We start from the raw sequence: 23,293 nt of genomic DNA on the forward strand, positions 1-23,293 counted from the left end.
CGCCTGCATCGCAGGCAAGCCAGCTCCCACAAAAGCAACACCCACAAAAAACCCATGATCGCTCATGGGTTTTTTGGTTTCAGGCCTTACGCTCGGATCAGGTGATCAAAGGCACTCAGGGAAGCCTTGGCGCCCTCCCCCACGGCAATCACGATCTGCTTGTACGGCACGGTCGTTACGTCACCGGCGGCAAATACGCCTGGCAGTGAAGTCTCGCCACGGGCATCGACAATGATCTCGCCACGGGGCGACAGCTCCACGGTACCCTTGAGCCAATCGGTGTTGGGCAGCAAACCGATCTGCACAAAGATACCTTCCAAGTCGACGGTCTTGAACTCGCCGGTATCGCGGTCCTTATAGGCCAGGCCGGTGACTTTCTGGCCGTCACCCTTGACCTCACTGGTCAGCGCACTAGTGATCACGTCAACGTTCGGCAGGCTGTAGAGCTTGCGCTGCAACACCGCGTCGGCGCGCAACTTGCTGTCGAACTCGAGCAAGGTCACGTGGCTGACAATACCGGCCAAGTCGATGGCCGCTTCCACACCGGAGTTACCGCCGCCGATTACCGCCACGCGCTTGCCCTTGAACAGCGGACCATCGCAGTGCGGGCAGAAGCACACGCCCTTGGCCTTGTATTCCTGCTCGCCCGGCACACCCATTTCGCGCCAGCGCGCACCGGTCGCCAGGATCACGGTCTTGGACTTGAGAGTCGCGCCACTTTCAAAGCGAATTTCGTGCAGTTCGCCGGGATTTTTCGCCGGGATCAAGCTGCTGGCGCGCTGCAGGTTCATGATATCCACGTCGTACTGACGCACGTGGGCTTCCAGGGCGCTGGCCAGTTTCGGGCCTTCGGTTTCCTGCACCGAGATGAAGTTCTCGATAGACATGGTATCCAGCACTTGCCCACCAAAACGCTCGGCGGCCACACCGGTACGGATGCCTTTACGCGCAGCGTAGATGGCCGCCGCAGAGCCGGCTGGGCCACCACCGACCACCAACACATCAAAAGCGTCTTTGGCGCTGATTTTCTCGGCTGCTTTTTCGATACCGCTGGTGTCGAGCTTGGCGAGGATTTCTTCCAGGCCCATGCGACCCTGGCCGAAGTTCACACCGTTAAGGTAGACGCTAGGGACCGCCATGACCTGACGCTCGTCGACTTCAGCCTGGAACAGCGCGCCGTCGATAGCAACGTGGCGGATGTTCGGGTTGAGGACGGCCATCAGGTTCAGCGCCTGGACCACGTCCGGGCAGTTCTGGCAGGACAGCGAGAAGTAACTCTCGAAGTTGAACTCACCTTTAAGGCTACGAATCTGTTCAATCACTTCGACACTGGCCTTCGAAGGATGGCCACCGACTTGCAGCAGGGCCAGCACCAACGAAGTGAATTCATGGCCCATGGGGATGCCGGCAAAACGCAGGCTGATATCGGCACCCGGGCGGTTGATGGAGAACGACGGCTTGCGCTCATCGTTACCATCGGTGTTCAGGGTAATCAGCGTGGTGAGGCTGGTTACATCCTGCAAAAGGGCAAGCATTTCCTGGGATTTCGCACCGTCGTCGAGGGAGGCGACGATCTCGATCGGCTGGGTGACCCGCTCCAGGTATGACTTCAACTGAGCTTTAAGATTGGCGTCCAACATACGGGCGATTTCCTATTTCAAATCAATTCGGTAAAAAAAAACGCCCGAGCGAATCTCGCCCGGGCGTTTTTGAGGGCGGTGCGGCTTACTTAAGGTGCGGCAATCCGCCCTTGATACTTCACAGACTTAGATCTTGCCGACCAGGTCCAGGGACGGAGCCAGGGTAGCCTCGCCTTCTTTCCACTTGGCTGGGCACACTTCGCCTGGGTGGGCAGCGACGTACTGGGCGGCCTTGATTTTGCGCAGCAGCTCGGAAGCGTCACGGCCAACACCGCCGTCGTTCAGTTCAACGATCTTGATCTGGCCTTCCGGGTTGATCACGAAAGTGCCACGGTCTGCCAGGCCAGCTTCTTCGATCAGCACGTCGAAGTTGCGGGAGATGGTCAGGGTCGGGTCGCCGATCATGGTGTACTGGATTTTGCCGATGGCTGGCGAGGTGTTATGCCAGGCAGCATGGGCAAAGTGGGTGTCGGTGGAAACGCTGTAGATCTCGACGCCCAGTTTCTGGAATTCGGCGTAGTTGTCAGCCAGGTCTTCCAATTCGGTTGGGCAGACGAAAGTGAAGTCGGCTGGGTAGAAGAACACGACAGACCACTTGCCTTTCAGGTCAGCGTCCGACACGTCTACGAAGTTGCCGTTTTTGTAAGCGGTAGCTTTGAACGGTTTTACTTGGCTGTTGATGATAGGCATCGTTGACTCTCCGTCAGGGGTTAGTAAGTTGATGGGTGAATCCTACCCAGTCTCATCGCCGATGGCTCATTGGCAAACCTGATGCTGGCGATTGGTTTTGGCTATCAACCCGCTGTATTAATAGAAGAAATCTTAAAGCAGCGGATCGCGGGCCAAGGTCATGCCAAGAAAGGGCGTCGCTTCAACATAGCGCATGGCCGACTTCATGTCCTTCCAGCCGACATACGTCATCAACGACTTCAAATCCCAGCCGCTACGATGGGCCCAGGTGGCAAAGCCACGGCGCAGAGAGTGGCTGGTGTACTGCTCGGCGGCAATGCCTGCTCGTTCAAGGGCCTGGCGCAGCAATGGGATCACGCTATTGGCATGCAACCCCTCCTCGCCCAGGTTGCCCCAGCGATCGATCCCGCGAAACACCGGGCCGCGCACCAGGGCCGAGGCGCTCAGCCATTCGCTATAGGCCTGCACCGGGCACAGGCGCAGCAGCGCCGGGGCTTGATAGGTCTTACCGAGGTTTTCCCGATCACTCTTGCTGCGCGGCAGATACAGAGTGATGCCCGCGCCCGGCACCACCTGCACATGTTCGACCTGCAACCGACACAACTCATCACTGCGAAAGCCGCGCCAGAATCCCAGCAAGATCAAAGCTGCATCGCGCTTGGCGCGCAGCCAGCGCGGTCGATCGCCCTCTGCCCGCGCCTGCTCAGCTTCACGTTCAAGGCAGCAGACCACTTGCTCCAGATGCTGGAGCTGCAAGGGTTCGGCCTGTTTTTCCTGGGCCGGGTGCAAGGCGCGGATGCCCTTGAGCACTTTGCGCACCACCGGCGCCTTGGTGGGGTCTGGAAAACCCTGGCTGGTGTGCCATTGCGCCAGCGCCGAAAGCCGCAGCTTCAACGTGTTGACCGCGAGCACCCCGGCATAGGCCACCAGGTAACGCGCCACGCTGTCGCTGGTGGCAGGCAGGAAGCCACCCCAACTTACTTCAAAGTGCTCGATGGCAGCGCGATAGCTACGGCGGGTGTTATCGCGGGTTGCGGCGCTCAGGTAACGATCTAGTTCACTCATACCGCGATCGCCGGCAAGCCGGCTCCTACAGGGGGTTGGTGTACGGGCATTGGGCTCGGACGGGGCCGGCAGCCAATCACACGGGATAATACGCCAATATCCCAGGTGTTAAATCATGAATTCAAACGTATTTTTATTCGTGATACAGTACGTATATACATAATACATACCACAGTACTAAATCGACGGAGACCCCATGGCTCGCGGCGGCATCAACAAAGCAGTAGTTCAAACGGCACGCCTGGCAATCCTCGCCCGTGGCGAAAACCCCAGCATCGACGCCGTACGCATCGAAATGGGCAATACCGGCTCGAAAACCACCATCCATCGCTATTTAAAGGAGCTGGACGAGAGCGAAACCCGGCTCACCATCACCGAAGCGCCCATCGACGATGAGCTTGGCGACCTGGTCGCACGCCTGGCCCAGCGCCTGAAAGAGAAAGCCCAGGAGCCCATCGACCTGGCCCTGGCACAGTTCGAACAGCACAAAAGCGCCCTGCTCGCCCAGGTAGAAGCGCTGGAAGCAGCGCGCAGCCAACTCCAGCAGCAATTCGATATCCAGGCAGCCGCCCTCGCCGAAGAAAGCGCCGCCCTGCAAACTGCCAGCACCAGCCTGCAGACCGAGCAAACCCGTAACGCCGGGCTTAGCCAAGCGTGCAGCGACTACGAGCTACGGATTTCGGACAAGGACGAACAGATTCGTTCACTGGAAGAAAAACACCTGCACGCCCGCGATGCCCTTGAGCACTACCGCAACGCGATCAAGGACCAGCGCGAGCAGGAACAACGCCGCCATGAAAGCCAGTTGCAGCAGCTCCAGGCTGAGTTGCGCCAGGCACAGCAGAGCGCCATGGTGCGCCAGGATGAAATCACCCAACTGCATCGTGATAATGAGCGGTTATTGATTGAGCATCGGGTCACGGCCAAGGAATTGAGCGCCCTGCAGGAACAAAGCCGCAAGGATCAGGCCCAGCAGTTGAAGTTGAGCGAACAGGTGAGCCTGATTGATAGCGAACGCACCCTGCTCCAGGAGCGTCTGCGGGTAGCCGTGCTGGACAGTCAGTCACGCCAGGAGGCACTGGCCGAGCAACAGCACACCCACAAAACCCTGGAACTGGACCTGATCAAGGCCCAGGCCACCATCGAGGCGCTGCGCCTGGCCACCGTCGTTGCAACGGCGCCAGAGGCAGCAACCGAGGGCTGATCAGCCAGGCACTGGCGTGCGCATGGTGACGAATTCTTCCGCCGCCGTAGGATGCACGCCGATGGTTTCGTCGAAATGCTGCTTGGTCGCCCCTGCCTTGAGGGCGATCGCCAGGCCCTGGATGATCTCGCCCGCATCCGGCCCGACCATGTGGCAACCCAGCACCTTGTCAGTGTCGGCATCGACCACCAGCTTCATCAGCGTGCGCTCCTGGCACTCGGTCAGGGTCAACTTCATCGGCCGGAAGCGGCTTTCGAAGATCTGTACGTTATGCCCATCGGCCCGGGCCTGCTCTTCGCTCAGGCCCACGGTGCCGATATTCGGCAGGCTGAACACGGCGGTAGGAATCATCGCGTAGTCCACCGGGCGGTACTGCTCTGGCTTGAACAGACGACGTGCCACGGCCATGCCTTCGGCCAATGCCACCGGGGTCAGTTGCACGCGACCAATCACGTCACCAATGGCCAGGATCGAAGGCTCGGCAGTCTGGTACAGGTCATCGACCTCGACAAAACCACGCTTATCCAGTTTGACCCCTGTGTGTTCCAGGCCCAGGTTGTCGAGCATCGGGCGCCGACCGGTGGCGTAGAACACACAATCGGCCTCCAGCACACGACCGTCTTTCAAGGTGGCCTTGAGACTGCCGTCGGCCTGTTTGTCGATACGTGCGATATCGGCGTTGAATTGCAGGTCCAGACCGCGCTTGGTCAGCTCTTCCTGCAAGTGCTTGCGCACCGCGCCGTCGAAGCCGCGCAGGAACAGATCACCGCGATACAGCAGCGACGTTTGCGCGCCCAAACCGTGGAAAATCCCGGCGAACTCCACCGCTATATAACCACCGCCAATCACCAGCACCCGCTTGGGCAGCTCTTTAAGGAAGAACGCCTCATTGGAGCCAATGGCGTGCTCATGGCCTGGAATCTCGGGAATCTGCGGCCAGCCGCCAGTGGCGACCAGGATGTTCTTGGCGGTGAAGCGCTGGCCATTGATCTCGACCTCGTGGGGCCCCGTCAAGCGCGCATGGCCTTCGTGCAGGGTCACACCACTGTTGACCAGCAGGTTCCGGTAAATACCGTTGAGGCGATTGATCTCGCGGTCCTTGTTGGCGATCAGTGTCGCCCAATCAAAGTCCGCCTCGCCCAGTGACCAGCCAAAACCGCTGGCCTGCTCGAAGTCTTCGGCAAAGTGCGCACCGTACACCAGCAGCTTTTTCGGCACGCAGCCAACGTTGACACAGGTACCGCCCAGGTAGCGGCTTTCCGCCACGGCGACCTTTGCGCCAAAACCTGCGGCAAAGCGTGCCGCCCGAACGCCACCGGAACCGGCGCCAATCACATAAAGATCAAAATCGTAGGCCATTTCACTCTCCTCGGCAGGGCATCAGGATACCCGCTTGCGCCCAAAAAACCAGAAAGCCACCCGAAGGTGGCTTTCTTGAGGTTCAACAGGCAATGCTTAAATCAGTAAGCCTTGCCAGTCTTGTAGAAGTGCTCGTAGCAGAAGTTGGTCGCCTCGATGTAGCCTTCAGCGCCACCGCAGTCAAAACGACGGCCCTTGAACTTGTAGGCAATCACGCAACCGTCCTTGGCCTGCTTCAACAAGGCGTCGGTGATCTGGATTTCGCCGCCCTTGCCTGGCTCGGTTTCTTCGATCAGCTTGAAGATATCCGGGGTCAGGATGTAGCGACCGATGATCGCCAGGTTCGACGGGGCATCTTCCGGCGCCGGCTTCTCGACCATGTCGCGTACACGGATCAGGCCATCGCCAATGTCGTCGCCAGCGATCACGCCGTACTTGTTGGTTTCCGAAGGATCGACTTCCTGCACCGCGACGATGGTGCAGCGGTACTTCTGGTACAGCTTGACCATCTGGGTCAAGACGCCGTCGCCTTCCAGGTTGACGCACAGGTCGTCCGCCAGGACTACAGCAAACGGCTCGTCACCGATCAGTGGGCGACCAGTAAGGATGGCGTGACCCAGGCCTTTCATCTGGGTTTGGCGAGTGTAGGAAAACGAACACTCGTCGAGCAGCTTGCGGATACCAACCAGGTATTTTTCCTTGTCGGTGCCCTTGATCTGGTTTTCCAGCTCATAGCTGATGTCGAAGTGGTCTTCCAGGGCGCGCTTGCCACGACCGGTAACGATGGAGATTTCGTTCAGGCCGGCATCCAGTGCCTCTTCGACGCCGTACTGGATCAGTGGCTTGTTTACCACCGGCAGCATTTCTTTAGGCATGGCCTTAGTCGCTGGCAGGAAGCGAGTACCGTAACCGGCTGCTGGGAACAAGCATTTCTTGATCATAAAAGTCCTTAATAAGGGCTGTGCGTACGAAATTCGGCGCAGTCTAATCAGGCCGCAGCCACCTTACAATGGGCGCTGCTGGCGTTGCGATGTCAACATAGAGAAAAAATGTCGGCGTTAGTTCCGCCCGTGTGCAAACAAGCGAACCCAATGGCTGTGGAAAATATCCAGGGCACCCTGATTTCAAAGGGCCATATCCTTTTTAGCACGCTTTAGGGGGTTCGGCACTGACCTGCAACAACTTGCGCCCCCCACATGGCATTTGGCGCTATCATTGCCTGCTTGAACCAGACCACGAGATTGTTAATCGATGTCAGAACCCAAAGGCGTAAACGGCTACCTGATCACCAAGCGAGCAGACGGCTGGCACCTGATCAATTTTCACGGCGACAGCGTTGCCGGGGCATTCGCCACCGAAAGCCAGGCGATTGCCGTTGCCGAAGTATTTGTGGATGAAGCCGGCCACGCGTCGAGCAAACGACCAAAGGGCAAATGAGCCTTTGCGATTGCGCATAGAGCCCCGACGAACGGGGCTTTTTTGTGTTTGTCTGTACCTTGATGGCCGTTCGCTATAATCTCGCTGAAAACGCCCCACAACAGTGTCAGCGCGCCCCTTAACACTTCTCAACGACGAACCTTACATGAACAAGATTCTGGCACTGACCTCGGTACTGGCGCTCGCCGGCTGCACCACCACTTCCGACATTTACCTGAAAAACGGCGAACAAGGCCTGACCATTGACTGTTCAGGCGAGGCCAACTCCTGGGCCAGTTGCTACGAGAAGGCCGACGCCTCTTGCGCGGGTACCGGATACCGTATCGTCGGCACCGAAGGCACGCCAGCCTTGAAGGACAGCGACAAGACCCTGGGCGCCGATGTGGGCAACTTCAAGGGCCGCAGTGTGGTAGTGGTCTGCAAGTAAACCGGGCGTTTACATGTGAATCTCGGCGAACTTGATGCCAAGGCCGCGAATGGTGTCGATCAGGTCATCCAGCTTCTCAAAGGATTCGACCTCGTCATGATCATCCACCAGGAAAAAACTGCGCCCGCCGCTTTTCTTGAAAAACACGATCCACTCTCCTGAATTGGCCGGATTTTGAATCACATGGGTCGCAGAGATGTGACCCTCTGCATGCCGCTCTTTGACATGTGCACGTTTCATAATTGGTTTTCCAGAATGACAATGCCGCTCAAACCCCGGGGTTTGAGCGGCATTTTTTGTGTTCAGGCAATAGTTTAACGGATGCCTTGGCCAATCAGCACGCCATCAACCGTTTGCCCGTACAAGTTCACCCCATCATTGGCGTGAAACTTGACGCGGGTTTTCTCCACCGAGCCGTCCACCAACCGAGGGTCCTGTGGGCGCTCATGGCGGTTGACGTAGGCCGCCACGTCCCAGGCCTGCTGATCGGTCAAGCTCCCGCCCTTGCCCAGCGGCATGTTGTGCTTGATAAAAGAAGCCGCCGTGTTGATCCGATGCATACCGGCGCCCCAATTGTAGGAATCCTTACCCCACAACGGCGGCATCACGTAGCTGTCGCCCACCTTCTGCCCCTGCCCCTCGCCGCCATGGCACACCGCACACTGCGCCTTGTACACCTGGGCACCTTGCGCCAGGTTGTAGCCTTCGGCCGGCTGTGGCACCTCGGGATAGCCGCGCCCCGGCAGTTCCACGCCCAAGGGTGCCTTGCTCGCCAGCCAGTAGGCATAAGTCGACAGCGCGGTAATCTCATGGCTGTCGGCTGCCGGCGGCTTGCCGCCGTTCATGCTGAACTGGAAACAACCCTGCAAGCGTTCGGCGAAGGTATTGACCTTGTCATTCTTTTTTCGATAGGCGGGGTACATCGGGTATGCGCCCCACAGCGGCGCCGAATTGGCCAAACGCCCCTGATCCAAGTGGCAGTTGCTGCAGTTAAGGCCGTTGCCGACAAACTGTGGCGCCAAACGCTTGGTATCGACGAACAACGCATAGCCCTGCATCACCAGCTTGCCGTAGGCATTGTCGGGCAATTCGCTTTCCAAAGGCGGCTGGAACGCCGTGGCGGCAGGCACCGCAGCGGGCACCTTCAGTTGCGACTGATCTTCCATGACAATCGGCGCCGCCCACGCCGGCACACTGATCAACACAGCGAACACGGGTGCAAATGACAGGTTCTTCATGGCTTGACCTCCTGGCCAGGCAAGGAGGCGAAGTAGTTTGCGATCCCCTGCACTTCGTCATCGGTCAGGGATTTGGCCACATGCCCCATCAAATCATTGGGGTCATTGTGCCGAGTGCCACTGCGCCAGGCATTGAGCTGGGCAGCCAGGTAAGCCGCAGACTGCCCGGACAACGGCGGGAACGCCTCGCCAACACCCACACCCGACGGGCCATGGCAACTGACACACGCGGGGATCTGCCGTTCCCAGGCGCCTTGCAGCGCCAGTTTTTCGGCCGGATTGGTGGGGGTAGCGCTGCGATGGCCGGCTGGCACGACCGGCGCCGGCATGGCCGCCAGTGTCTGGGTCACCGCAGCGATTTCTTCATCGGTAAGCGCCTTGGCCAGCGACGTCATCACCGGGTTGCTACGCGTCCCACTCTTGAAATCATGCAGCTGTTTGCTCAAATAAGCCGCCGGCAGCCCCGCCAGCCTGGGAAACCCCGCAGCAGCCAACCCCAGGCCATCGGCCCCGTGGCACGCCATACACGCCGCAGCGCCAGGTTGCGCACCACCTTCATTGAAAATCTTTTTGCCCTCCAGCGCCTGCGCGCTGCCGAGCATGAGTAGCAAGGCGCCACCCATCAACACTCTCTCCACAGACATCATCACGACTCCATTTTTATAGTTATATGCTTAGACCTACAATGCATAAGCCTACAAATGGTAGGGTAATGAGCTAACAGTCACAACTGCCACGTAAGAAATTTCAGACAATAAAAAGCCCGGCACTGCAACCGCAGGCCGGGCTTTTTGATCGGAGTTGATCGCGTATGAGCGGCGCCGTGAACTCAGCCGGAAATGCAGTCTTCCGCAGCCTTCTTCACGTCACCCGGACGAATCGGCACATTGGACATGCTCTCGTAGAGCTTGATGCTGCTACCGCTGGAGCGGTCTTCAATCTCAAAAATGGCCGAAGGGTCAGCCGAAAACTTCTGCGGCACAATCACCCGCACACCTTCCTTGTGAGGCTCGATCTGCGACGGACGACGGGTCGACGACAGTTTTTGCACCACGCATGCCGCGTATTCCTGCGGTTTTTTCCCGGAGATAACCGCCAAGGTTGGCGGTGTCTGCTTGATGTCTGAAACCGAAGCACATCCACCTATTGCCAGGGCCAGAACCAATACACTCCACTTCATACAAAACCTCCGATAAAGACCCTACGACAGCGGAGATGGTATTTTTCTCCCGCCAACGTAGGATTTATCCCTGATATATCGGTAAATAACTGTTTTAAATTGTCGAAGACGTCGACGACGACCCGATAATAAACGTGCTGGGGCTGATAAACTCCATCTTAACCTACGTATCGTTCTGATTTTTCAGAAAAAGCCCTTCTGGAGACACCCCCCATGAAATTCATCCACCAGCGCGAACACTTGAACGAAGGGGATATTGTCGTCATTGAATGCTCGCAGACCTGCAATATTCGTCTGATGAGCGATGCGAATTTTCGCAGCTTCAAAAATGGCGGGCGCCACACTTATCACGGTGGTGCATTCGATAAGTTCCCGGCCAAGATCACCGCGCCGAGCACCGGGTTCTGGAACATCACCCTGGACGTGGTCACACGCCGTGCAATCAGCGTTACTCGCAAGCCGGCGTTGTCCCATAAAATCCGCATTGTTCGCCGCACCAGCACCAAACTCAGCTGATTGCGCGCCCCACGCCACAGGAACGACCGTGACTCAAACCACCAAATACGTCATCAAGTACAAACTCAACGGCGAACGCCGCTTCGAATTTGCCCAGTTGCAGGCGGCCAGCGTCGAAGAAGCCCAAGAGGCCTTGGCCAAGATTCACGATACCAGTGACCAAATCACTGAAATCACTGTGAGCAAGGCCCTGTAAAATCCTCACCAGCAGCGGAGTGATTGTGCAACATGGACCCTCATTCCACCGGTGATCTGTTCAGCGACGAGGCCTTGCAACAGCCGGCCCGTCGCGAGCAGATTGGCGAACAGTCCTACGTTCTCAGGGGCTATGCCCTGCCCTGGCTTGAGCGTGTATTGCCCGAACTGCGTGCAGTACTGGCCCAGTCACCGTTCCGGCAAATGGTCACCCCCGGTGGCTTTACCATGTCGGCGGCCCTGAGCAGTTGTGGCGACCTGGGTTGGACCACCGACCGCCAAGGCTATCGCTACAGCCCCCTCGACCCCGAGCGCCAGCAACCCTGGCCGAGCATGCCAACCGTGTTGCGCGAGTTGGCGATCAACGCTGCCAGCGCTACCGGCTTCCACGGTTTTGCACCCGACGCCTGCCTGATCAACCGCTATGTACCGGGCGCCAGAATGTCCCTGCATCAGGACAAGAACGAGCGCGACTACAGCGCCCCGGTAGTCTCGTTGTCCCTGGGTCTACCGGCGATATTTCTGTTTGGCGGCCATCAACGCAGTGACAAGACGCAGAAAATCTCGCTGTTCCATGGCGACGTGGTGGTCTGGGGCGGTGTCGACCGCCTGCGCTTTCATGGCGTACTGCCGATCAAACACGGCGTACACCCGCGCATGGGCCCACAACGGATCAACCTGACGTTTCGCAAGGCAGGCTGACCTTGAAAACTGGCACTTCGGTGTGCCTGGTAGAACTTGGCGGGGCTCTTGGGGCTGCTGCGCAGCCCAGCGCGGGGCAAGCCCGCTCGCCACAGGAAACCTGCGATCCACAGCAAGTTCCAAGCTGCTGCAACGCCCCCCCCTGTGGCGAGGGGGCTTGTCCCCGTTGGGCTGCGCAGCAGCCCTGAAAACTGACACCTCGGTGTGCCTGGTAGAACTTGGCAGCCCTGAAAACTGACACCTCGGTGTGCCTGGTAGGACTTGGCGGGGCTCTTGGGGCTGCTGCGCAGCCCAGCGCGGGGCAAGCCCGCTCGCCACAGGAAACCGGCGATCCACAGTAAGTTCCAAGCTGCTGCAACGCCCCCCGCTGTGGCGAGGGGGCTTGTCCCCCGTTGGGCTGCGCAGCAGCCCTGAAAACTGACACCTCGGTGTGCCTGGTAGAACTTGGCGCCACCAGCGCGGGGCAAGCCCGCTCGCCACATTGAGCGCGCTACGGCAAGCGTCATTGCCAGGGTGAATTCGACCGCAAGTAACGGAGTGTCCAACTCCACCTCAGCGGTTATTCTGGGTGCCACTGTTGCGTTGTCGAGCCATTGCCATGACCACTGAAGATGACCTGCGCTGGGCCGCGATTGTCGCCCGCGATGCCACAGCGGACCTGACGTTCGTCTACGGGGTCAAGACCACCGGCGTGTATTGCCGCCCCAGCAGCAGCGCACGTCAGCCACTGCGCAAGAACGTCGAGTTTTTCGACACCCCGCAGCAGGCCGAAGCAGCCGGCTACCGCCCCAATAAACGCACCTCGGCCGACCAGACCCAGGTGGCGCAGCGCCATGCGCACCTGGTCGCTGCGGCTTGCCGGCAGATCGAGCAGGCCGAGGCGCTGCCCTCCCTGGAGGACCTGGCCAACGGCGCCGGCCTGAGCCCGTTCCACTTCCATCGGGTATTCAAGACCCTGACCGGTTTGACGCCTCGGGGCTATGCCCGCGCCCATCGCTCCCGCAAAGTCAGGGCGCACCTGCAGCACAACCAGTCGGTGACCGACGCGCTATACGAGGCGGGTTTCAACTCCAACAGCCGCTTCTATGCCTCGGCCAACCAGTTGCTCGGCATGACACCCAGCGACTACAAGGCCGGTGGCACCCATAACGATATTCACTTTGCCGTTGGTGAGTGTTCCCTGGGCGCCATTCTGGTGGCCCAGAGTAATCGCGGGGTCTGCGCGATCCTCCTGGGCGACGACCCGGACCAACTGGCGCGCGACCTGCAAGACCAATTCCCCCAGGCCAATCTGATTGGCGCCGACCCGGAATTTGAACAGTTGATTGCCCAGGTGGTGGGCTTTATCGAAGCGCCCGCCCTGGGCCTGCACCTGCCCCTGGACCTGCGCGGCACGGCCTTTCAGGAACGGGTCTGGCAGGCACTGCGAGAGATACCCGTGGGCAGCACCGCCAGTTATGCCGAGATTGCCAAGCGCATCGGCGCGCCCAGCGCCTTTCGTGCCGTGGCCCAGGCCTGCGGCGCCAACAGCCTGGCGGTGGCGATTCCCTGTCACCGTGTGGTGCGCAGCGATGGCCATCTTTCGGGTTACCGCTGGGGCGTGGAGCGCAAGCAGCAGTTGCTCCAGCGCGAACGTAACACCCTGCATGAACAGACGCCGACGTCCAGTGAATAATACAGACTGGCCTTGCCCTGGCCGGCCCTGTTAAAAGTGCCGGACAGTTAAATCACTGGAGACGAACCCCATGAGCACCTGGCCAGATACGCGGATTCTCGACCTACTGGGCATTGAACTACCGATCATCCAGGCGCCCATGGCCGGCAGCACCGGCCCACAGATGGTGATCGCAGCCTGCGCGGCCGGCGCCCTGGGCTCCATGCCCGCGGCCACCTTAAGTGTCGAGCAACTGCGCCAGGCGCTGACCACCATTCGCCAGGCCAGCGCCCGCCCACTGAACGTCAATTTCTTCTGCCATCAGCCGCCAGCCCCCGACCCCGAGGGCGATCGCCAGTGGAAGCAGCTCCTGGAGCCGTATTACCGTGAATTGGGCGCCGACTTTGATGCGCCGACACCCGTCTCCAATCGCGCACCGTTCGATAATGCCGCCTGTGAAGTGGTGGAAGAGTTTCGCCCGCAGGTAGTCAGTTTCCACTTCGGCCTGCCGGAAAAATCTCTACTCGATCGGGTCAAAGCCACAGGTGCCAAAGTGCTGTCGTCCGCGACCACGGTTGAAGAGGCGATCTGGCTGGAACAGCACGGCTGCGATGCAATCATCGCCATGGGCTATGAGGCCGGCGGGCATCGCGGGATGTTCCTAAGCGACCGCCTGACCAGCCAGATCGGCACCATGGCCCTGGTGCCGCAGGTGGTGGATGCGGTCAGCGTGCCAGTGATCGCCGCCGGCGGGATCGGTGATGGGCGAGGGATCGTCGCCGCGTTCGCCCTGGGTGCTTCGGCGGTGCAGATCGGCACCGCTTACCTGTTCACGGCCGAGGCCACCATCACCCCCTCCCACCGCCAGGCGCTGCATACGGCCAAGGCCAGCGAAACAGCCTTGACCAACCTGTTCACCGGCCGCCCGGCGCGGGGGATCGTCAATCGGGTGATGCGCGAACTGGGGCCAATCAACCCTACAGCCCCGTCGTTTCCATTGGCCGGTGGTGCATTGATGCCGTTGCGGGCCCTGGATGAAGCCGACTTCAGTAGCCTATGGGCCGGCCAGGCGCTGCGCCTTGGCCAAGACCTGCCAACCCACGAGTTGACCCTGAGGCTGGCCCGTCAAGCGCTGGCGCAGCTCAACAAGGGCTAACCCCCTGAGACAACGTTGCACTGTACCGACGATGGCGAACCGCTATATATTCCCATACATAGCGATTAACCATAACAAGCCGCCACGTCGGCACTCCAAGGAGTTGCTTCATGATGATTCGCGCCTCATGCCTGGCCCCTACTGCCCTGGCCACCCTGATCGCCCTCTTTACCTTGGGCTCGGCCCAGGCCGATGAAGTCCAGGTAGCGGTCGCCGCCAACTTCACCGCGCCGATCCAGGCCATTGCCGCAGACTTTGAAAAGGACACCGGCCACACGTTGGTCGCTGCCTACGGGGCCACCGGGCAGTTTTATACCCAGATCAAGAATGGCGCGCCGTTCGAAGTGTTCTTGAGTGCCGACGACACCACCCCGCAAAAACTCGAAAGCGAAGGCGACACCGTCAAGGGTTCGCGCTTCACCTATGCGGTGGGCACCCTGGCGCTATGGTCGGCCAAGGAAGGTTATGTAGATGCCAAGGGCGCGGTGCTGAAGAAAAATGAATACCAGCACCTGTCCATCGCCAACCCGAAAGCCGCACCCTATGGCCTCGCCGCCACCCAGGTGCTGGCCAAGCTGGGCCTGACCGAGCAGGTCAAGAGCAAGCTCGTCGAAGGGCAGAACATCACCCAGGCCTATCAGTTCGTGTCCACCGGCAATGCCGAATTGGGTTTTGTGGCCTTGTCGCAGATTTATAAAGACGGCAAAGTCAGCAGCGGGTCGGCATGGATCGTTCCTGGCCAGATGCATGACCCAATCAAACAGGACGCGGTGATCCTCAACAAAGGCAAGGACAACCCGGCCGCCAAGGCACTGGTTGACTACCTCAAGGGGCCTAAAGCCGCTGCCGTTATCAAATCCTACGGTTATCAACTGTAAATGCCCCTATCGAGTGCCGACTTTTCCGCGATCTGGCTGACCCTCAAACTAGCCTCGCTGACCACCGTAATCCTGCTGATCATCGGCACTCCCATCGCCCTATGGCTGTCGCGCACCAACTCCTGGTGGCGCGGGCCGATCGGCGCGGTGGTCGCCCTGCCCCTGGTGCTGCCGCCGACGGTGATTGGCTTCTACCTGCTGCTGACCATGGGGCCCCATGGCTACCTCGGGCAGTTCACCCAATGGCTGGGGCTGGGTACCTTGACCTTCAGCTTTGCCGGCCTGGTGATTGGCTCGGTGATCTACTCCATGCCGTTTGTGGTGCAACCGTTGCAGAACGCGTTCTCGGCCATCGGCAGTCGTCCCCTGGAAGTCGCCGCGACGTTGCGGGCCAATCCCTGGGATACGTTTTTCAGCGTGATCCTGCCGCTGGCCCGCCCCGGTTTTATCACCGCCTCGATCCTCGGCTTTGCCCATACCGTGGGCGAGTTCGGCGTGGTGCTGATGATCGGCGGCAATATCCCCGACAAGACCCGCGTGGTCTCGGTGCAGATCTACGACCATGTCGAAGCCATGGAGTACGCCCAAGCCCACTGGCTGGCCGGGGCCATGGTGGTATTTTCTTTTCTGGTGTTGCTGGCGCTCTACTCCAGCCGTAAAACCAAGGCAGGCTGGAGCTGATGTCGATGATCGAAGTGCGCCTGCAACTGAAGTATTCCGGGTTTGCCCTGGATGTCGACCTGAAGCTGCCGGGTCGCGGCGTCACTGCGCTCTACGGCCACTCGGGTTCGGGCAAAACCACGTGCCTGCGCTGCATTGCCGGACTGGAACGGGCCGGCGATGGGTTTGTACAAATCAACGACCAGGTCTGGCAAGACAGCCGCAACGGTGTGTTTATGCCGCCCCATAAACGCGCCCTCGGCTATGTGTTTCAAGAAGCCAGCCTGTTTCCCCACCTGTCGGTATTGGCCAATCTGGAGTTCGGCCTCAAGCGTATCCCCAAGGCCCAACGCCGCGTAGATATGACCCAGGCCACGCAACTGCTGGGCATCGGCCACCTGCTGGATCGCCACCCCCAGCACTTGTCCGGCGGTGAACGCCAACGCGTCGGCATCGCCCGCGCTCTGCTCACCAGCCCCCAACTACTGTTGATGGACGAGCCCCTGGCCGCCCTCGACAGCCAGCGCAAAGGCGAGATCCTGCCCTACCTGGAACGCCTGCACGATCAACTGGAAATCCCGGTGCTGTACGTCAGCCATGCCCAGGATGAAGTGGCGCGCCTGGCCGATCACATTGTCCTGCTCAATGAAGGCAAGGCCCTGGCCAGCGGCCCGATCGGCGAAACCCTGGCGCGGCTCGACCTGCCGCTGGCCCGTGGCGACGATGCCGGCGTGGTTATCAATGGAACCGTCAGCAGCCATGACGCCCACTACCAACTGCTGACCCTGCAACTGCCCGACAGCCCGCTGCAAATGCGCGTGGCCCATGCCCCGCTCGGCCTGGGCACGCACCTGCGGTTCAAGGTCAAGGCCCGGGATGTCAGCCTCAGCCTGCAACCCGGGGAGCACAGCAGCATCCTCAACTGCTTGCCCGTGACCGTGACCCAGGAGATCCCCGCCGACAACAGCGCCCATGTGCTGGTGCGCCTCGACGCGGCAGGCACGCCGCTGCTGGCGCGGATCACCCGTTACTCGCGGGACCAACTGCAGGTGCATCCCGGCCAGGCGCTGTGGGCACAGATCAAGGCGGTCGCCGTACTGGCTTGAACGGACGGCACAGGGCTGCGGTCAATCAGCCATACCGGCCTGATTTGTTGCCAAGGACTCTGCCCCATGCCCGACTCCAGCCTGCCCGTCGACCTGCCCCGTGACCTGCATTACGTTGACGACAGTCAACCGGGCTTGAGCCGCCGCAAACTGCGGGGCAAGTTCCAGTATTTCGATCGCCACGGCCAACGCCTGACCGACGCCGCCGAAATCCAGCGGATCAACGCCCTCGCCATCCCACCGGCCTATACCGACGTATGGATCTGCGCCGACCCCAAGGGCCATCTGCAAGCGACCGGGCGTGATGCCCGGGGCCGCAAGCAATACCGCTATCACCCACGTTGGCGGGAAGTACGCGACAGCGACAAGTATTCGCGGCTGCAGGAATTCGGCAATGCGCTGCCCAAATTGCGCAAGCAACTGCAAGCGCAAGTCGATGCGCCAGGGTTCAATCGGGAGAAAGTCCTGGCCACCGTGGTGCTGTTGCTCGACGCCACGCTGATCCGCGTCGGCAATAGCCAATACGCCCGCGATAACCGCTCCTACGGCCTGACCACCCTGCGCACCCGCCACGTAGATATCAAGGGCAGCGAAATCCAGTTCCAGTTCCGTGGCAAGAGCGGTGTCGAGCACCAGGTCAGCATCAAGGATCGGCGCCTGGCGAGCGTGCTCAAACGCTGCCTGGAGTTACCGGGGCAGAACCTGTTCCAGTACCTGGACGCAGACGGCGAGCGGCATACCGTCAGCTCCACCGACGTCAACGCGTACCTGCACAGCCTCACTGGCGCCGACTTTACCGCCAAGGACTATCGCACCTGGGCCGGCAGCGCCCTGGCCCTGGCAGTGCTGCGTGAACTGGCGTGGCAACCGGAGTCGGATGCCAAAAGGCATGTGGTGGAGATGGTCAAGAATGTCGCCCGGCAGTTGGGCAACACCCCGGCGGTGTGCCGCAAGTGTTACATCCACCCCGCCGTGCTGGAGCAGTTCAGCCTGGGCCATTTGGCAAAGCTGCCCAAGCCCAGGGTGCGCAAGGGCTTGAAAGCCGAAGAGGTGGGGCTGGCGATGTTTCTTGAGCAACTGTAGGAGCGAGCTTGCTCGCGAAAAACTTGAGGGCACCGCGTTTATCCTGCATACGCGCGTTATCGTTCACGCGCTTCGCGAGCAAGCTCGCTCCTACAGGGTCATTGCCTTGCCACAGGCGTAGGAAAAATGACGCAACTGCGCTAGGCTACCGGTCCTTTCCTACCGCAGGACGACCGCCGACGTGAACAACTAAGCCTTCCAACATGTAAACGCAACGAGCCGCCTGGCGCGCTTGTTGGCTTGTGCCACATTGTTCTGGAGGTGCTGATGACTGACGTCAACCGGCTGCCTGTACTTGTTTCCTTGCATCACGTGGGTTTCCAATTCGCCAATGGCGAGACGCTGTTGGAAGACCTCAACTTCTCTATCGATCACACCCCCACCGGGATTGTCGGCCGTAACGGCATGGGCAAGAGTGTATTGGCCCGCCTGCTGGCCGGCGTACTTGAGCCATCCCATGGCGTTATCAAGTCCTCGGCCAATATCGCCTACGTTCCACAAACCATTGAGCTGTTTGCGGGGCAGACCGTGGCCCAGGTCAGCGGGTGTGCGCAAATCCTGGCCGCCCTTGAACGCCTGGCAGCGGGTCAAGCGCAAGCTGAGGACCTGGAACTGATCGATGATCGCTGGGACCTGGCCGAACGCCTACGCCAGGCCCTCGACGGTGCCGGCCTGGCGCAGATAAGCCCCGATCAGCCTGCCGCACAACTGAGCGGCGGCCAACTGGCCAGGATCGCTCTGATTGGCGCCCTGCTGTGTGCGCCGCAGTTGCTGATTCTCGACGAGCCCACCAACCATCTCGACAACGCCGGCCGCGACTGGCTGTTGGCAACCCTCAGCGCCTGGCGCGGTGGCCTGGTGGTGGTCAGCCATGACCGGCACATGCTCAATACCCTGGGGCGAATCATTGAGCTGTCACCCCTGGGGGCCCGGCTCTATGGCGGCAACTACGACGACTATCGTGCGCAGCGCGATGCCGAACAACACGCAGCCCAAGCGGCCCTGGAACATGCCCGGCTGGATCGGCGGCGTGAGCATCAGCGCCTGAAAAAGGATATCGACAGCTTCCAGCGCCACGCCGCCAGCGCCCGTAAATATGCAGAGACCGCCAATGTCGACGCCTTCACCAAGTCCCGGTGGAAAGGCGCCGCCAACGAAATCGTCAGCAACGTGCGCAGTGCCCATGTGCAGCAAAAGCAGGCGTTGAACGAACGCGTACGCACCGCCTACGAACGGGTGGTGGATGAAACGCCGACCTTCCTCGCCTTGCCCGGCCCCCCCCTGCCGGCAGGCCGCCAAGTGGCAACCCTTGTCGACTGCCAGTTGCCCTGGCTCGATCCCCGCGCGCCGAGCACCTTTATCAACGCGAGCCTGACCGGGCCGGTTCGGGTCGCGGTCCACGGGCCAAATGGCTGCGGCAAGTCCACCCTGCTCAAGCTGCTGGCGGGTCAATGGCAACCTGTCAGCGGGCAATGCACGGTGCATGTGTCCTGTGCCTATCTCGACCAACAGTTGACCCTGCTCGATGACCGGCAATCGATTGTCGAACAACTCAAATTGATCGACACGCCTCTGGCCGAAGCCGAGCTACGCACCCGCCTGGCGCTGTTGCAACTGGACGCATTGCGCGTAACCCAACCCATCGGCCAGCTCAGCGGTGGCGAGCGGTTGAAGGCCGCCATGGCGATGGCCTTATGGCGCAAGGTCCCGGCGCAACTGCTGCTCCTGGACGAGCCCACCAACCACCTGGACCTGGAGTCGGTGATGGCCTTCGAGCAGGCTTTACAGGGGTTTTCCGGCGCGCTGATTGCGGTCTCCCATGACGCGGCGTTCCTCAACGCGCTCAAGCCGACTCATGTTCTGACGTGGGGCGCCATGGGCTGGCGCTTGAAGGTGAACTGAAGGATGTGCCAAGTCATTGCAGTCGACAGGAAAGCGTCCTACGGTAGTGGCCGGATAATCTCATTGAGGAACCTCTCGCCGTGCTGCCCTCCTCCCCTAAACCCATGGTCAATACCGCCCTGCAGCACCAACACAAATGGCGGGGACGCATCGGCCTGACGCTGGTGGCCAGCCTCTCGGTGCTGGCCGGCATGACCGACGCCATCGGCTTTATGGCCAGTGGTGATTTCGTCTCGTTCATGAGTGGTAACACCACGCGGCTGGCGGTGGCGATCAGTGAAGGCGACCTGGGGCTGACCGGGCGCCTCACTCTGCTGGTGGCGACGTTTATCCTGGGCAACGCACTGGGGGTGATCATCAGCCGCGTCAGCAAGCGTCATGCGTTGCCGTTGTTGCTGTGTATTGCCACGCTGTTGTGCGGCGCGGCGGCGTGGCCAATGGCCGAGCAATTACCGGCCGTGCTGGCCGCGATCATCGCCATGGGCATGCTCAATGCGGCGGTGGAACAGGTCAATGGCCTGCCCGTGGGGCTGACTTACGTGACCGGCGCGTTGTCGCGTTTCGGTCGCGGGCTGGGACGCTGGATGCTGGGGGAGCGCCGTAATGGCTGGCGCGTGCAGTTGATTCCCTGGGCCGGGATGTTTGTCGGCGCGGTGATCGGCGCCTTGCTCGAGCATCAGTTGGGGATCAAGGCCCTGCTGGTCAGCGGCCTGTTATCGGCGCTGCTGGGCTTGGTGTCGCTGAAAATTCCGCGGCGCTGGCACCTGGGCTATATGCCACGCTGAAAAGGTGCTTGCCCGACATTTAGGCCTCGACGTCCATGTACTGGTAAAGAGCCATCGCGTCGGGCAAGCGCTGGCATTTTAAGGCAAAGCCGGCGGTGTGTCCGCCGGGTATTTCTGAAGAATTCTAAGGAAGTGACTTACAGACAGGTCGCGGCTGCGGCCAGGCGGCGTTTGGCGGCGAAATTATCTTCGGCGGCGTAGTAACTGAGGGTGGTGCTGCTGCCGGCACTGCGCACGTCGACAAAGTAGTCACCGCCCGTGGTGTAGACCGTATGCCCCCCGCCTTGCGCCGGCTCCATGAAGCCGCCGGCATCCACACCGAACACCGCCTCGTCCTGCCAGCCGAACTGGATGCACTGAGCGACGACCAACGCGGCCTTGTCGGAGGCCAGGGTTTTATAGGGTGCGCCGGCGCGCGCGTCTTTCATCTTCGAACTTGCGCAACCGGCCAGCGCCGCCACAACCAGAGCACCTATCACCACCTTCCGCATGCCATCGCTTCCTTGAAAAAAACGCGACTGTACCATTGAAACCTTGTGGTGAGTGGGTGGCGATAGCGGTCACAAGAACACTTAAAGCAACCAGCGGAACAGATAGAACAGCGCCATGCTCAGCAGCACCGTCGTCAACACGCTGCGGGTCCAGAACATCAGGGCCACCGCACAGATCCCGGCCAATAGGTAGGGGTTGGTGGGGCTCAGGTTGAGCTTGTGCTCGGCGAGGAAAATGATCGGCCCGCAAATGGCCGTCAACATGCCGGGCACCGCGAACCCGAGAAACTCCCGCGCGCCGCGATTCAGGCGCACCGGCAAGCGCGGCTCCAGGAACAGATAACGATTGAAAAAAACCGCCAGGCCCATGCCGATAATCATCACAAAAATCATCGCTGCCCCACTCCCAAGCGTTTGCAGGCATACCCTGCACTCATCCCCAGCAACCCCGACACCACCACCGCCGACTCCCAGTGCCAGTAGCTGAGCAGCACCGAAAACAACAGGGCCACGGCCACGCACACCACCGTTGGCACATCGCGCACTACCGGGGTGATCAGGGCGATAAAGGTCGCGGCGATGGAAAACTCCAGGCCCAGTTGATCGAGGTTGGGAATGCTTTTGCCGAGCACGATGCCGGCCAGGGTGAACAGGTTCCAGGCCACATAGAACGTCAGGCCCACGCCCAGGGCATACCAGCGGTTGAAGGTCTGGCGATCGTATTGGCTGACCAGGGCAAAGAACTCATCGGTCAGCAAAAAGCCCAGGCTCATGCGCCACCGCGCCGGCAAGGGCGACAGGGTGGCCCGCATGTGCATGCCATACAGCAAGTGCTGGGAGGTCAGCAGCAAGGTGGTGAGCAAAATGGCAATCAGGCTGGCGCCGCTCTTGACCATGCCAATGGCCACCAACTGCGCGGCACCGGCGAACACAATGGCCGACAGGCCCTGGCTTTCCAGCGGGGTGAACTGGGCGTCAATCGCCAGGGAACCGGCCAACAGGCCCCATGGGGCACAGGCCAACGACAGAGGAATGATCGCAATCGCGCCACGGGCGAAGGCGTAATGGGGCACGGCAGTAGGCATGGACAACAGGCTCATCGACAGACAGCCCATAAGCATGCCTGCCGGCGTGGCGAATGTCTTGAACGATATTGCTCGCAGCCACGCCGCCGATTCAGGCCAGCTTGACCGACACCCGCTCCACCGCATCCCGCGCCTCACGCAGTTCGTGGGCGTCCTGGTTGAGCCGGTGGATGGTGTTGAGCAGACGCTGACGCAGCACTTCATCGCTGAGTTTTTCGACCGCACGCATCAAATCAAAGGCCGCGGTTTCGTTGTTGTCCGCGACAGAATCGAGGGTCTTGCGCAGGTTGCGAGTGGCACGGGTCACACAATTACTTCCTTTATCACCAATGGAGGGCACTTTAGGACAGTTGTGTTTCATTTTAATTTCAAGCACTTGCCGGCAATCCTCGGAGCGTTGATGCAGATCAACAGATTCAGCGCTTGCTCGATATATATGGATATCCGTATATTCAGACACCCTAATATCAGCCGGGCCATCATGACTGATCTTTTTTCTCCCCCCGATGTATTCAAATGCCTGGCCGATGCGACCCGCACGCGGTTGACCTTGTTGATCCTGCGCGAGGGCGAACTGTGCGTCTGCGAGCTGATCCATGCCTTGAATGACAGCCAGCCAAAAATTTCCCGACACCTGGCACAACTGCGCAGTTGCGGGCTGCTGGTGGACCGTCGCCAGGGCCAGTGGATCTACTACCGCCTCAACCCACAGTTGCCGCAATGGGTGAACACCGTGCTGGAAACCACCTTGCAAGCCAACCAACCCTGGCTGCAAAACGACGCGCAACGCCTGGATGCCATGGGCGACCGACCACAACGGGCCAGCACCTGCTGCTGACC

Annotated in this window: 28 protein-coding genes; 15 read left to right on the forward strand and 13 right to left on the reverse strand. The window is 60.4% G+C overall.

From position 1 onward, the window contains the following. Window positions 1–86 precede the first annotated feature (86 nt). The 3 genes from ahpF to HBO09_RS21705 all read right to left on the reverse strand — a co-directional run bounded on the left by ahpF (window position 87) and on the right by HBO09_RS21705 (window position 3,395). On the reverse strand, window positions 87–1,640 hold the full coding sequence (ahpF, locus tag HBO09_RS21695) for an alkyl hydroperoxide reductase subunit F (protein ID WP_169997093.1): 1,554 nt from the start codon (window positions 1,638–1,640) through the stop codon (window positions 87–89). Window positions 1,641–1,766: 126 nt separating this feature from the next. Continuing rightward, the gene (ahpC, locus tag HBO09_RS21700; RefSeq protein WP_010210361.1) at window positions 1,767–2,330 is read right to left on the reverse strand and encodes an alkyl hydroperoxide reductase subunit C; all 564 of its coding nucleotides are present in this window, start codon (window positions 2,328–2,330) and stop codon (window positions 1,767–1,769) included. 132 nt (window positions 2,331–2,462) lie between these two features. Then, a complete protein-coding gene (locus HBO09_RS21705; protein ID WP_169997095.1) occupies window positions 2,463–3,395 on the reverse strand; it encodes a site-specific integrase in 933 nt (310 codons plus the stop codon). A 196-nt stretch (window positions 3,396–3,591) separates the two neighbouring features. Between HBO09_RS21705 and HBO09_RS21710 the strand changes: the two genes are divergently transcribed. Beyond that, window positions 3,592–4,599 carry a DNA-binding protein gene (locus HBO09_RS21710; RefSeq protein WP_169997097.1) on the forward strand — a complete coding sequence of 336 codons (1,008 nt, stop codon included), beginning with the start codon at window positions 3,592–3,594 and terminating at the stop codon, window positions 4,597–4,599. On the opposite strand, the gene gorA is transcribed toward HBO09_RS21710, so the two are convergent. Together gorA and galU are read right to left on the reverse strand one after the other, a co-directional pair. Then, a complete protein-coding gene (gorA, locus tag HBO09_RS21715) occupies window positions 4,600–5,958 on the reverse strand; it encodes a glutathione-disulfide reductase (RefSeq protein WP_169997099.1) in 1,359 nt (452 codons plus the stop codon). It abuts the gene before it with no gap. Between the two features lie 101 nt (window positions 5,959–6,059). Then, entirely contained in the window at window positions 6,060–6,899 is an 840-nt protein-coding gene (gene galU / locus HBO09_RS21720) for a UTP--glucose-1-phosphate uridylyltransferase GalU (protein ID WP_029294645.1), read from the reverse strand. 310 nt (window positions 6,900–7,209) lie between these two features. Between galU and HBO09_RS21725 the strand changes: the two genes are divergently transcribed. After that, on the forward strand, window positions 7,210–7,395 hold the full coding sequence (locus HBO09_RS21725; RefSeq protein ID WP_029294643.1) for a hypothetical protein: 186 nt from the start codon (window positions 7,210–7,212) through the stop codon (window positions 7,393–7,395). A gap of 145 nt (window positions 7,396–7,540) precedes the next feature. After that, on the forward strand, window positions 7,541–7,822 hold the full coding sequence (locus HBO09_RS21730; RefSeq protein ID WP_169997101.1) for a hypothetical protein: 282 nt from the start codon (window positions 7,541–7,543) through the stop codon (window positions 7,820–7,822). Window positions 7,823–7,831: 9 nt separating this feature from the next. On the opposite strand, the gene HBO09_RS21735 is transcribed toward HBO09_RS21730, so the two are convergent. The 4 genes from HBO09_RS21735 to HBO09_RS21750 all read right to left on the reverse strand — a co-directional run bounded on the left by HBO09_RS21735 (window position 7,832) and on the right by HBO09_RS21750 (window position 10,240). After that, window positions 7,832–8,062, reverse strand: a complete 231-nt coding sequence (locus HBO09_RS21735; RefSeq protein ID WP_169997103.1) for a hypothetical protein — start codon at window positions 8,060–8,062, stop codon at window positions 7,832–7,834. A gap of 74 nt (window positions 8,063–8,136) precedes the next feature. Beyond that, the gene (locus HBO09_RS21740; protein ID WP_169997105.1) at window positions 8,137–9,060 is read right to left on the reverse strand and encodes a c-type cytochrome; all 924 of its coding nucleotides are present in this window, start codon (window positions 9,058–9,060) and stop codon (window positions 8,137–8,139) included. Further along, window positions 9,057–9,707: a c-type cytochrome gene (locus HBO09_RS21745; RefSeq protein WP_169997107.1), complete on the reverse strand. Its 651-nt coding sequence runs from the start codon at window positions 9,705–9,707 to the stop codon at window positions 9,057–9,059. Before HBO09_RS21745 ends, HBO09_RS21740 begins: the two co-directional genes overlap by 4 nt. A 182-nt stretch (window positions 9,708–9,889) precedes the next feature. Continuing rightward, window positions 9,890–10,240: a hypothetical protein gene (locus HBO09_RS21750; RefSeq protein ID WP_029294633.1), complete on the reverse strand. Its 351-nt coding sequence runs from the start codon at window positions 10,238–10,240 to the stop codon at window positions 9,890–9,892. A 213-nt stretch (window positions 10,241–10,453) separates the two neighbouring features. Between HBO09_RS21750 and HBO09_RS21755 the strand changes: the two genes are divergently transcribed. The 11 genes from HBO09_RS21755 to HBO09_RS21805 all read left to right on the forward strand — a co-directional run bounded on the left by HBO09_RS21755 (window position 10,454) and on the right by HBO09_RS21805 (window position 20,877). After that, the gene (locus HBO09_RS21755; protein ID WP_003173824.1) at window positions 10,454–10,756 is read left to right on the forward strand and encodes a DUF1883 domain-containing protein; all 303 of its coding nucleotides are present in this window, start codon (window positions 10,454–10,456) and stop codon (window positions 10,754–10,756) included. A 28-nt stretch (window positions 10,757–10,784) separates the two neighbouring features. Further along, window positions 10,785–10,952, forward strand: a complete 168-nt coding sequence (locus tag HBO09_RS21760; protein ID WP_169997109.1) for a hypothetical protein — start codon at window positions 10,785–10,787, stop codon at window positions 10,950–10,952. A 32-nt stretch (window positions 10,953–10,984) separates the two neighbouring features. Next, window positions 10,985–11,653 carry a DNA oxidative demethylase AlkB gene (alkB, locus tag HBO09_RS21765; protein WP_169997111.1) on the forward strand — a complete coding sequence of 223 codons (669 nt, stop codon included), beginning with the start codon at window positions 10,985–10,987 and terminating at the stop codon, window positions 11,651–11,653. A 598-nt stretch (window positions 11,654–12,251) separates the two neighbouring features. Further along, window positions 12,252–13,328, forward strand: coding sequence for a bifunctional DNA-binding transcriptional regulator/O6-methylguanine-DNA methyltransferase Ada (ada, locus tag HBO09_RS21770; protein WP_169997113.1), 1,077 nt, complete (start codon window positions 12,252–12,254; stop codon window positions 13,326–13,328). Window positions 13,329–13,398: 70 nt separating this feature from the next. Beyond that, window positions 13,399–14,463, forward strand: coding sequence for a nitronate monooxygenase (locus HBO09_RS21775; RefSeq protein ID WP_169997115.1), 1,065 nt, complete (start codon window positions 13,399–13,401; stop codon window positions 14,461–14,463). Window positions 14,464–14,573: 110 nt separating this feature from the next. Further along, on the forward strand, window positions 14,574–15,341 hold the full coding sequence (modA, locus tag HBO09_RS21780) for a molybdate ABC transporter substrate-binding protein (RefSeq protein WP_262381301.1): 768 nt from the start codon (window positions 14,574–14,576) through the stop codon (window positions 15,339–15,341). Next, a complete protein-coding gene (modB, locus tag HBO09_RS21785; RefSeq protein WP_169997126.1) occupies window positions 15,342–16,022 on the forward strand; it encodes a molybdate ABC transporter permease subunit in 681 nt (226 codons plus the stop codon). Between the two features lie 5 nt (window positions 16,023–16,027). Beyond that, window positions 16,028–17,107 (forward strand): molybdenum ABC transporter ATP-binding protein, encoded by a 1,080-nt coding sequence (gene modC, locus HBO09_RS21790; protein WP_169997201.1) that lies wholly within the window; start codon window positions 16,028–16,030, stop codon window positions 17,105–17,107. A gap of 66 nt (window positions 17,108–17,173) precedes the next feature. Beyond that, window positions 17,174–18,190 carry a DNA topoisomerase IB gene (locus tag HBO09_RS21795; protein WP_169997129.1) on the forward strand — a complete coding sequence of 339 codons (1,017 nt, stop codon included), beginning with the start codon at window positions 17,174–17,176 and terminating at the stop codon, window positions 18,188–18,190. A 267-nt stretch (window positions 18,191–18,457) separates the two neighbouring features. Then, the gene (locus HBO09_RS21800) at window positions 18,458–20,092 is read left to right on the forward strand and encodes an ABC-F family ATP-binding cassette domain-containing protein (RefSeq protein ID WP_169997131.1); all 1,635 of its coding nucleotides are present in this window, start codon (window positions 18,458–18,460) and stop codon (window positions 20,090–20,092) included. Window positions 20,093–20,172: 80 nt separating this feature from the next. Next, window positions 20,173–20,877 carry a YoaK family protein gene (locus HBO09_RS21805; protein WP_169997134.1) on the forward strand — a complete coding sequence of 235 codons (705 nt, stop codon included), beginning with the start codon at window positions 20,173–20,175 and terminating at the stop codon, window positions 20,875–20,877. A gap of 137 nt (window positions 20,878–21,014) precedes the next feature. Here the strand turns inward: HBO09_RS21805 and HBO09_RS21810 are convergent, their stop codons facing one another. From HBO09_RS21810 to HBO09_RS21825, 4 genes are all read right to left on the reverse strand, one after another. Continuing rightward, a complete protein-coding gene (locus HBO09_RS21810; RefSeq protein ID WP_169997136.1) occupies window positions 21,015–21,368 on the reverse strand; it encodes a hypothetical protein in 354 nt (117 codons plus the stop codon). Between the two features lie 81 nt (window positions 21,369–21,449). Beyond that, window positions 21,450–21,761, reverse strand: coding sequence for an AzlD domain-containing protein (locus HBO09_RS21815; protein WP_169955816.1), 312 nt, complete (start codon window positions 21,759–21,761; stop codon window positions 21,450–21,452). After that, window positions 21,758–22,453 carry an AzlC family ABC transporter permease gene (locus HBO09_RS21820; RefSeq protein WP_169997203.1) on the reverse strand — a complete coding sequence of 232 codons (696 nt, stop codon included), beginning with the start codon at window positions 22,451–22,453 and terminating at the stop codon, window positions 21,758–21,760. Before HBO09_RS21820 ends, HBO09_RS21815 begins: the two co-directional genes overlap by 4 nt. 91 nt (window positions 22,454–22,544) lie before the next feature. Then, window positions 22,545–22,760 carry a hypothetical protein gene (locus HBO09_RS21825; protein WP_003212603.1) on the reverse strand — a complete coding sequence of 72 codons (216 nt, stop codon included), beginning with the start codon at window positions 22,758–22,760 and terminating at the stop codon, window positions 22,545–22,547. 174 nt (window positions 22,761–22,934) lie between these two features. Here HBO09_RS21825 and HBO09_RS21830 point away from each other — a divergent pair, with 174 nt between their 5' ends. After that, the gene (locus HBO09_RS21830) at window positions 22,935–23,291 is read left to right on the forward strand and encodes a metalloregulator ArsR/SmtB family transcription factor (RefSeq protein ID WP_169997138.1); all 357 of its coding nucleotides are present in this window, start codon (window positions 22,935–22,937) and stop codon (window positions 23,289–23,291) included. The last annotated feature ends 2 nt before the right edge of the window (window positions 23,292–23,293 follow it).

The organism is Pseudomonas sp. WS 5027, assembly GCF_012985695.1.
GTDB classification, from domain to species: Bacteria; Pseudomonadota; Gammaproteobacteria; order Pseudomonadales; family Pseudomonadaceae; genus Aquipseudomonas; species Aquipseudomonas hygromyciniae.

What these genes read in the sequence shown, in the direction of transcription:
- HBO09_RS21820 (WP_169997203.1), bottom strand. Translation starts at nt 22,453, where the DNA reads ATGCCTACTGCCGTGCCCCATTACGCCTTCGCCCGTGGCGCGATTGCG.
- modC (WP_169997201.1), top strand. Translation starts at nt 16,028, where the DNA reads ATGATCGAAGTGCGCCTGCAACTGAAGTATTCCGGGTTTGCCCTGGAT.
- HBO09_RS21750 (WP_029294633.1), bottom strand. Translation starts at nt 10,240, where the DNA reads ATGAAGTGGAGTGTATTGGTTCTGGCCCTGGCAATAGGTGGATGTGCT.
- HBO09_RS21800 (WP_169997131.1), top strand. Translation starts at nt 18,458, where the DNA reads ATGACTGACGTCAACCGGCTGCCTGTACTTGTTTCCTTGCATCACGTG.
- HBO09_RS21810 (WP_169997136.1), bottom strand. Translation starts at nt 21,368, where the DNA reads ATGCGGAAGGTGGTGATAGGTGCTCTGGTTGTGGCGGCGCTGGCCGGT.
- ada (WP_169997113.1), top strand. Translation starts at nt 12,252, where the DNA reads ATGACCACTGAAGATGACCTGCGCTGGGCCGCGATTGTCGCCCGCGAT.
- alkB (WP_169997111.1), top strand. Translation starts at nt 10,985, where the DNA reads ATGGACCCTCATTCCACCGGTGATCTGTTCAGCGACGAGGCCTTGCAA.
- HBO09_RS21795 (WP_169997129.1), top strand. Translation starts at nt 17,174, where the DNA reads ATGCCCGACTCCAGCCTGCCCGTCGACCTGCCCCGTGACCTGCATTAC.
- ahpC (WP_010210361.1), bottom strand. Translation starts at nt 2,330, where the DNA reads ATGCCTATCATCAACAGCCAAGTAAAACCGTTCAAAGCTACCGCTTAC.
- HBO09_RS21735 (WP_169997103.1), bottom strand. Translation starts at nt 8,062, where the DNA reads ATGAAACGTGCACATGTCAAAGAGCGGCATGCAGAGGGTCACATCTCT.
- HBO09_RS21705 (WP_169997095.1), bottom strand. Translation starts at nt 3,395, where the DNA reads ATGAGTGAACTAGATCGTTACCTGAGCGCCGCAACCCGCGATAACACC.
- HBO09_RS21710 (WP_169997097.1), top strand. Translation starts at nt 3,592, where the DNA reads ATGGCTCGCGGCGGCATCAACAAAGCAGTAGTTCAAACGGCACGCCTG.
- modB (WP_169997126.1), top strand. Translation starts at nt 15,342, where the DNA reads ATGCCCCTATCGAGTGCCGACTTTTCCGCGATCTGGCTGACCCTCAAA.
- HBO09_RS21725 (WP_029294643.1), top strand. Translation starts at nt 7,210, where the DNA reads ATGTCAGAACCCAAAGGCGTAAACGGCTACCTGATCACCAAGCGAGCA.
- HBO09_RS21740 (WP_169997105.1), bottom strand. Translation starts at nt 9,060, where the DNA reads ATGAAGAACCTGTCATTTGCACCCGTGTTCGCTGTGTTGATCAGTGTG.
- HBO09_RS21815 (WP_169955816.1), bottom strand. Translation starts at nt 21,761, where the DNA reads ATGATTTTTGTGATGATTATCGGCATGGGCCTGGCGGTTTTTTTCAAT.
- modA (WP_262381301.1), top strand. Translation starts at nt 14,574, where the DNA reads ATGATGATTCGCGCCTCATGCCTGGCCCCTACTGCCCTGGCCACCCTG.
- HBO09_RS21745 (WP_169997107.1), bottom strand. Translation starts at nt 9,707, where the DNA reads ATGATGTCTGTGGAGAGAGTGTTGATGGGTGGCGCCTTGCTACTCATG.
- gorA (WP_169997099.1), bottom strand. Translation starts at nt 5,958, where the DNA reads ATGGCCTACGATTTTGATCTTTATGTGATTGGCGCCGGTTCCGGTGGC.
- HBO09_RS21775 (WP_169997115.1), top strand. Translation starts at nt 13,399, where the DNA reads ATGAGCACCTGGCCAGATACGCGGATTCTCGACCTACTGGGCATTGAA.
- ahpF (WP_169997093.1), bottom strand. Translation starts at nt 1,640, where the DNA reads ATGTTGGACGCCAATCTTAAAGCTCAGTTGAAGTCATACCTGGAGCGG.
- galU (WP_029294645.1), bottom strand. Translation starts at nt 6,899, where the DNA reads ATGATCAAGAAATGCTTGTTCCCAGCAGCCGGTTACGGTACTCGCTTC.
- HBO09_RS21830 (WP_169997138.1), top strand. Translation starts at nt 22,935, where the DNA reads ATGACTGATCTTTTTTCTCCCCCCGATGTATTCAAATGCCTGGCCGAT.
- HBO09_RS21755 (WP_003173824.1), top strand. Translation starts at nt 10,454, where the DNA reads ATGAAATTCATCCACCAGCGCGAACACTTGAACGAAGGGGATATTGTC.
- HBO09_RS21730 (WP_169997101.1), top strand. Translation starts at nt 7,541, where the DNA reads ATGAACAAGATTCTGGCACTGACCTCGGTACTGGCGCTCGCCGGCTGC.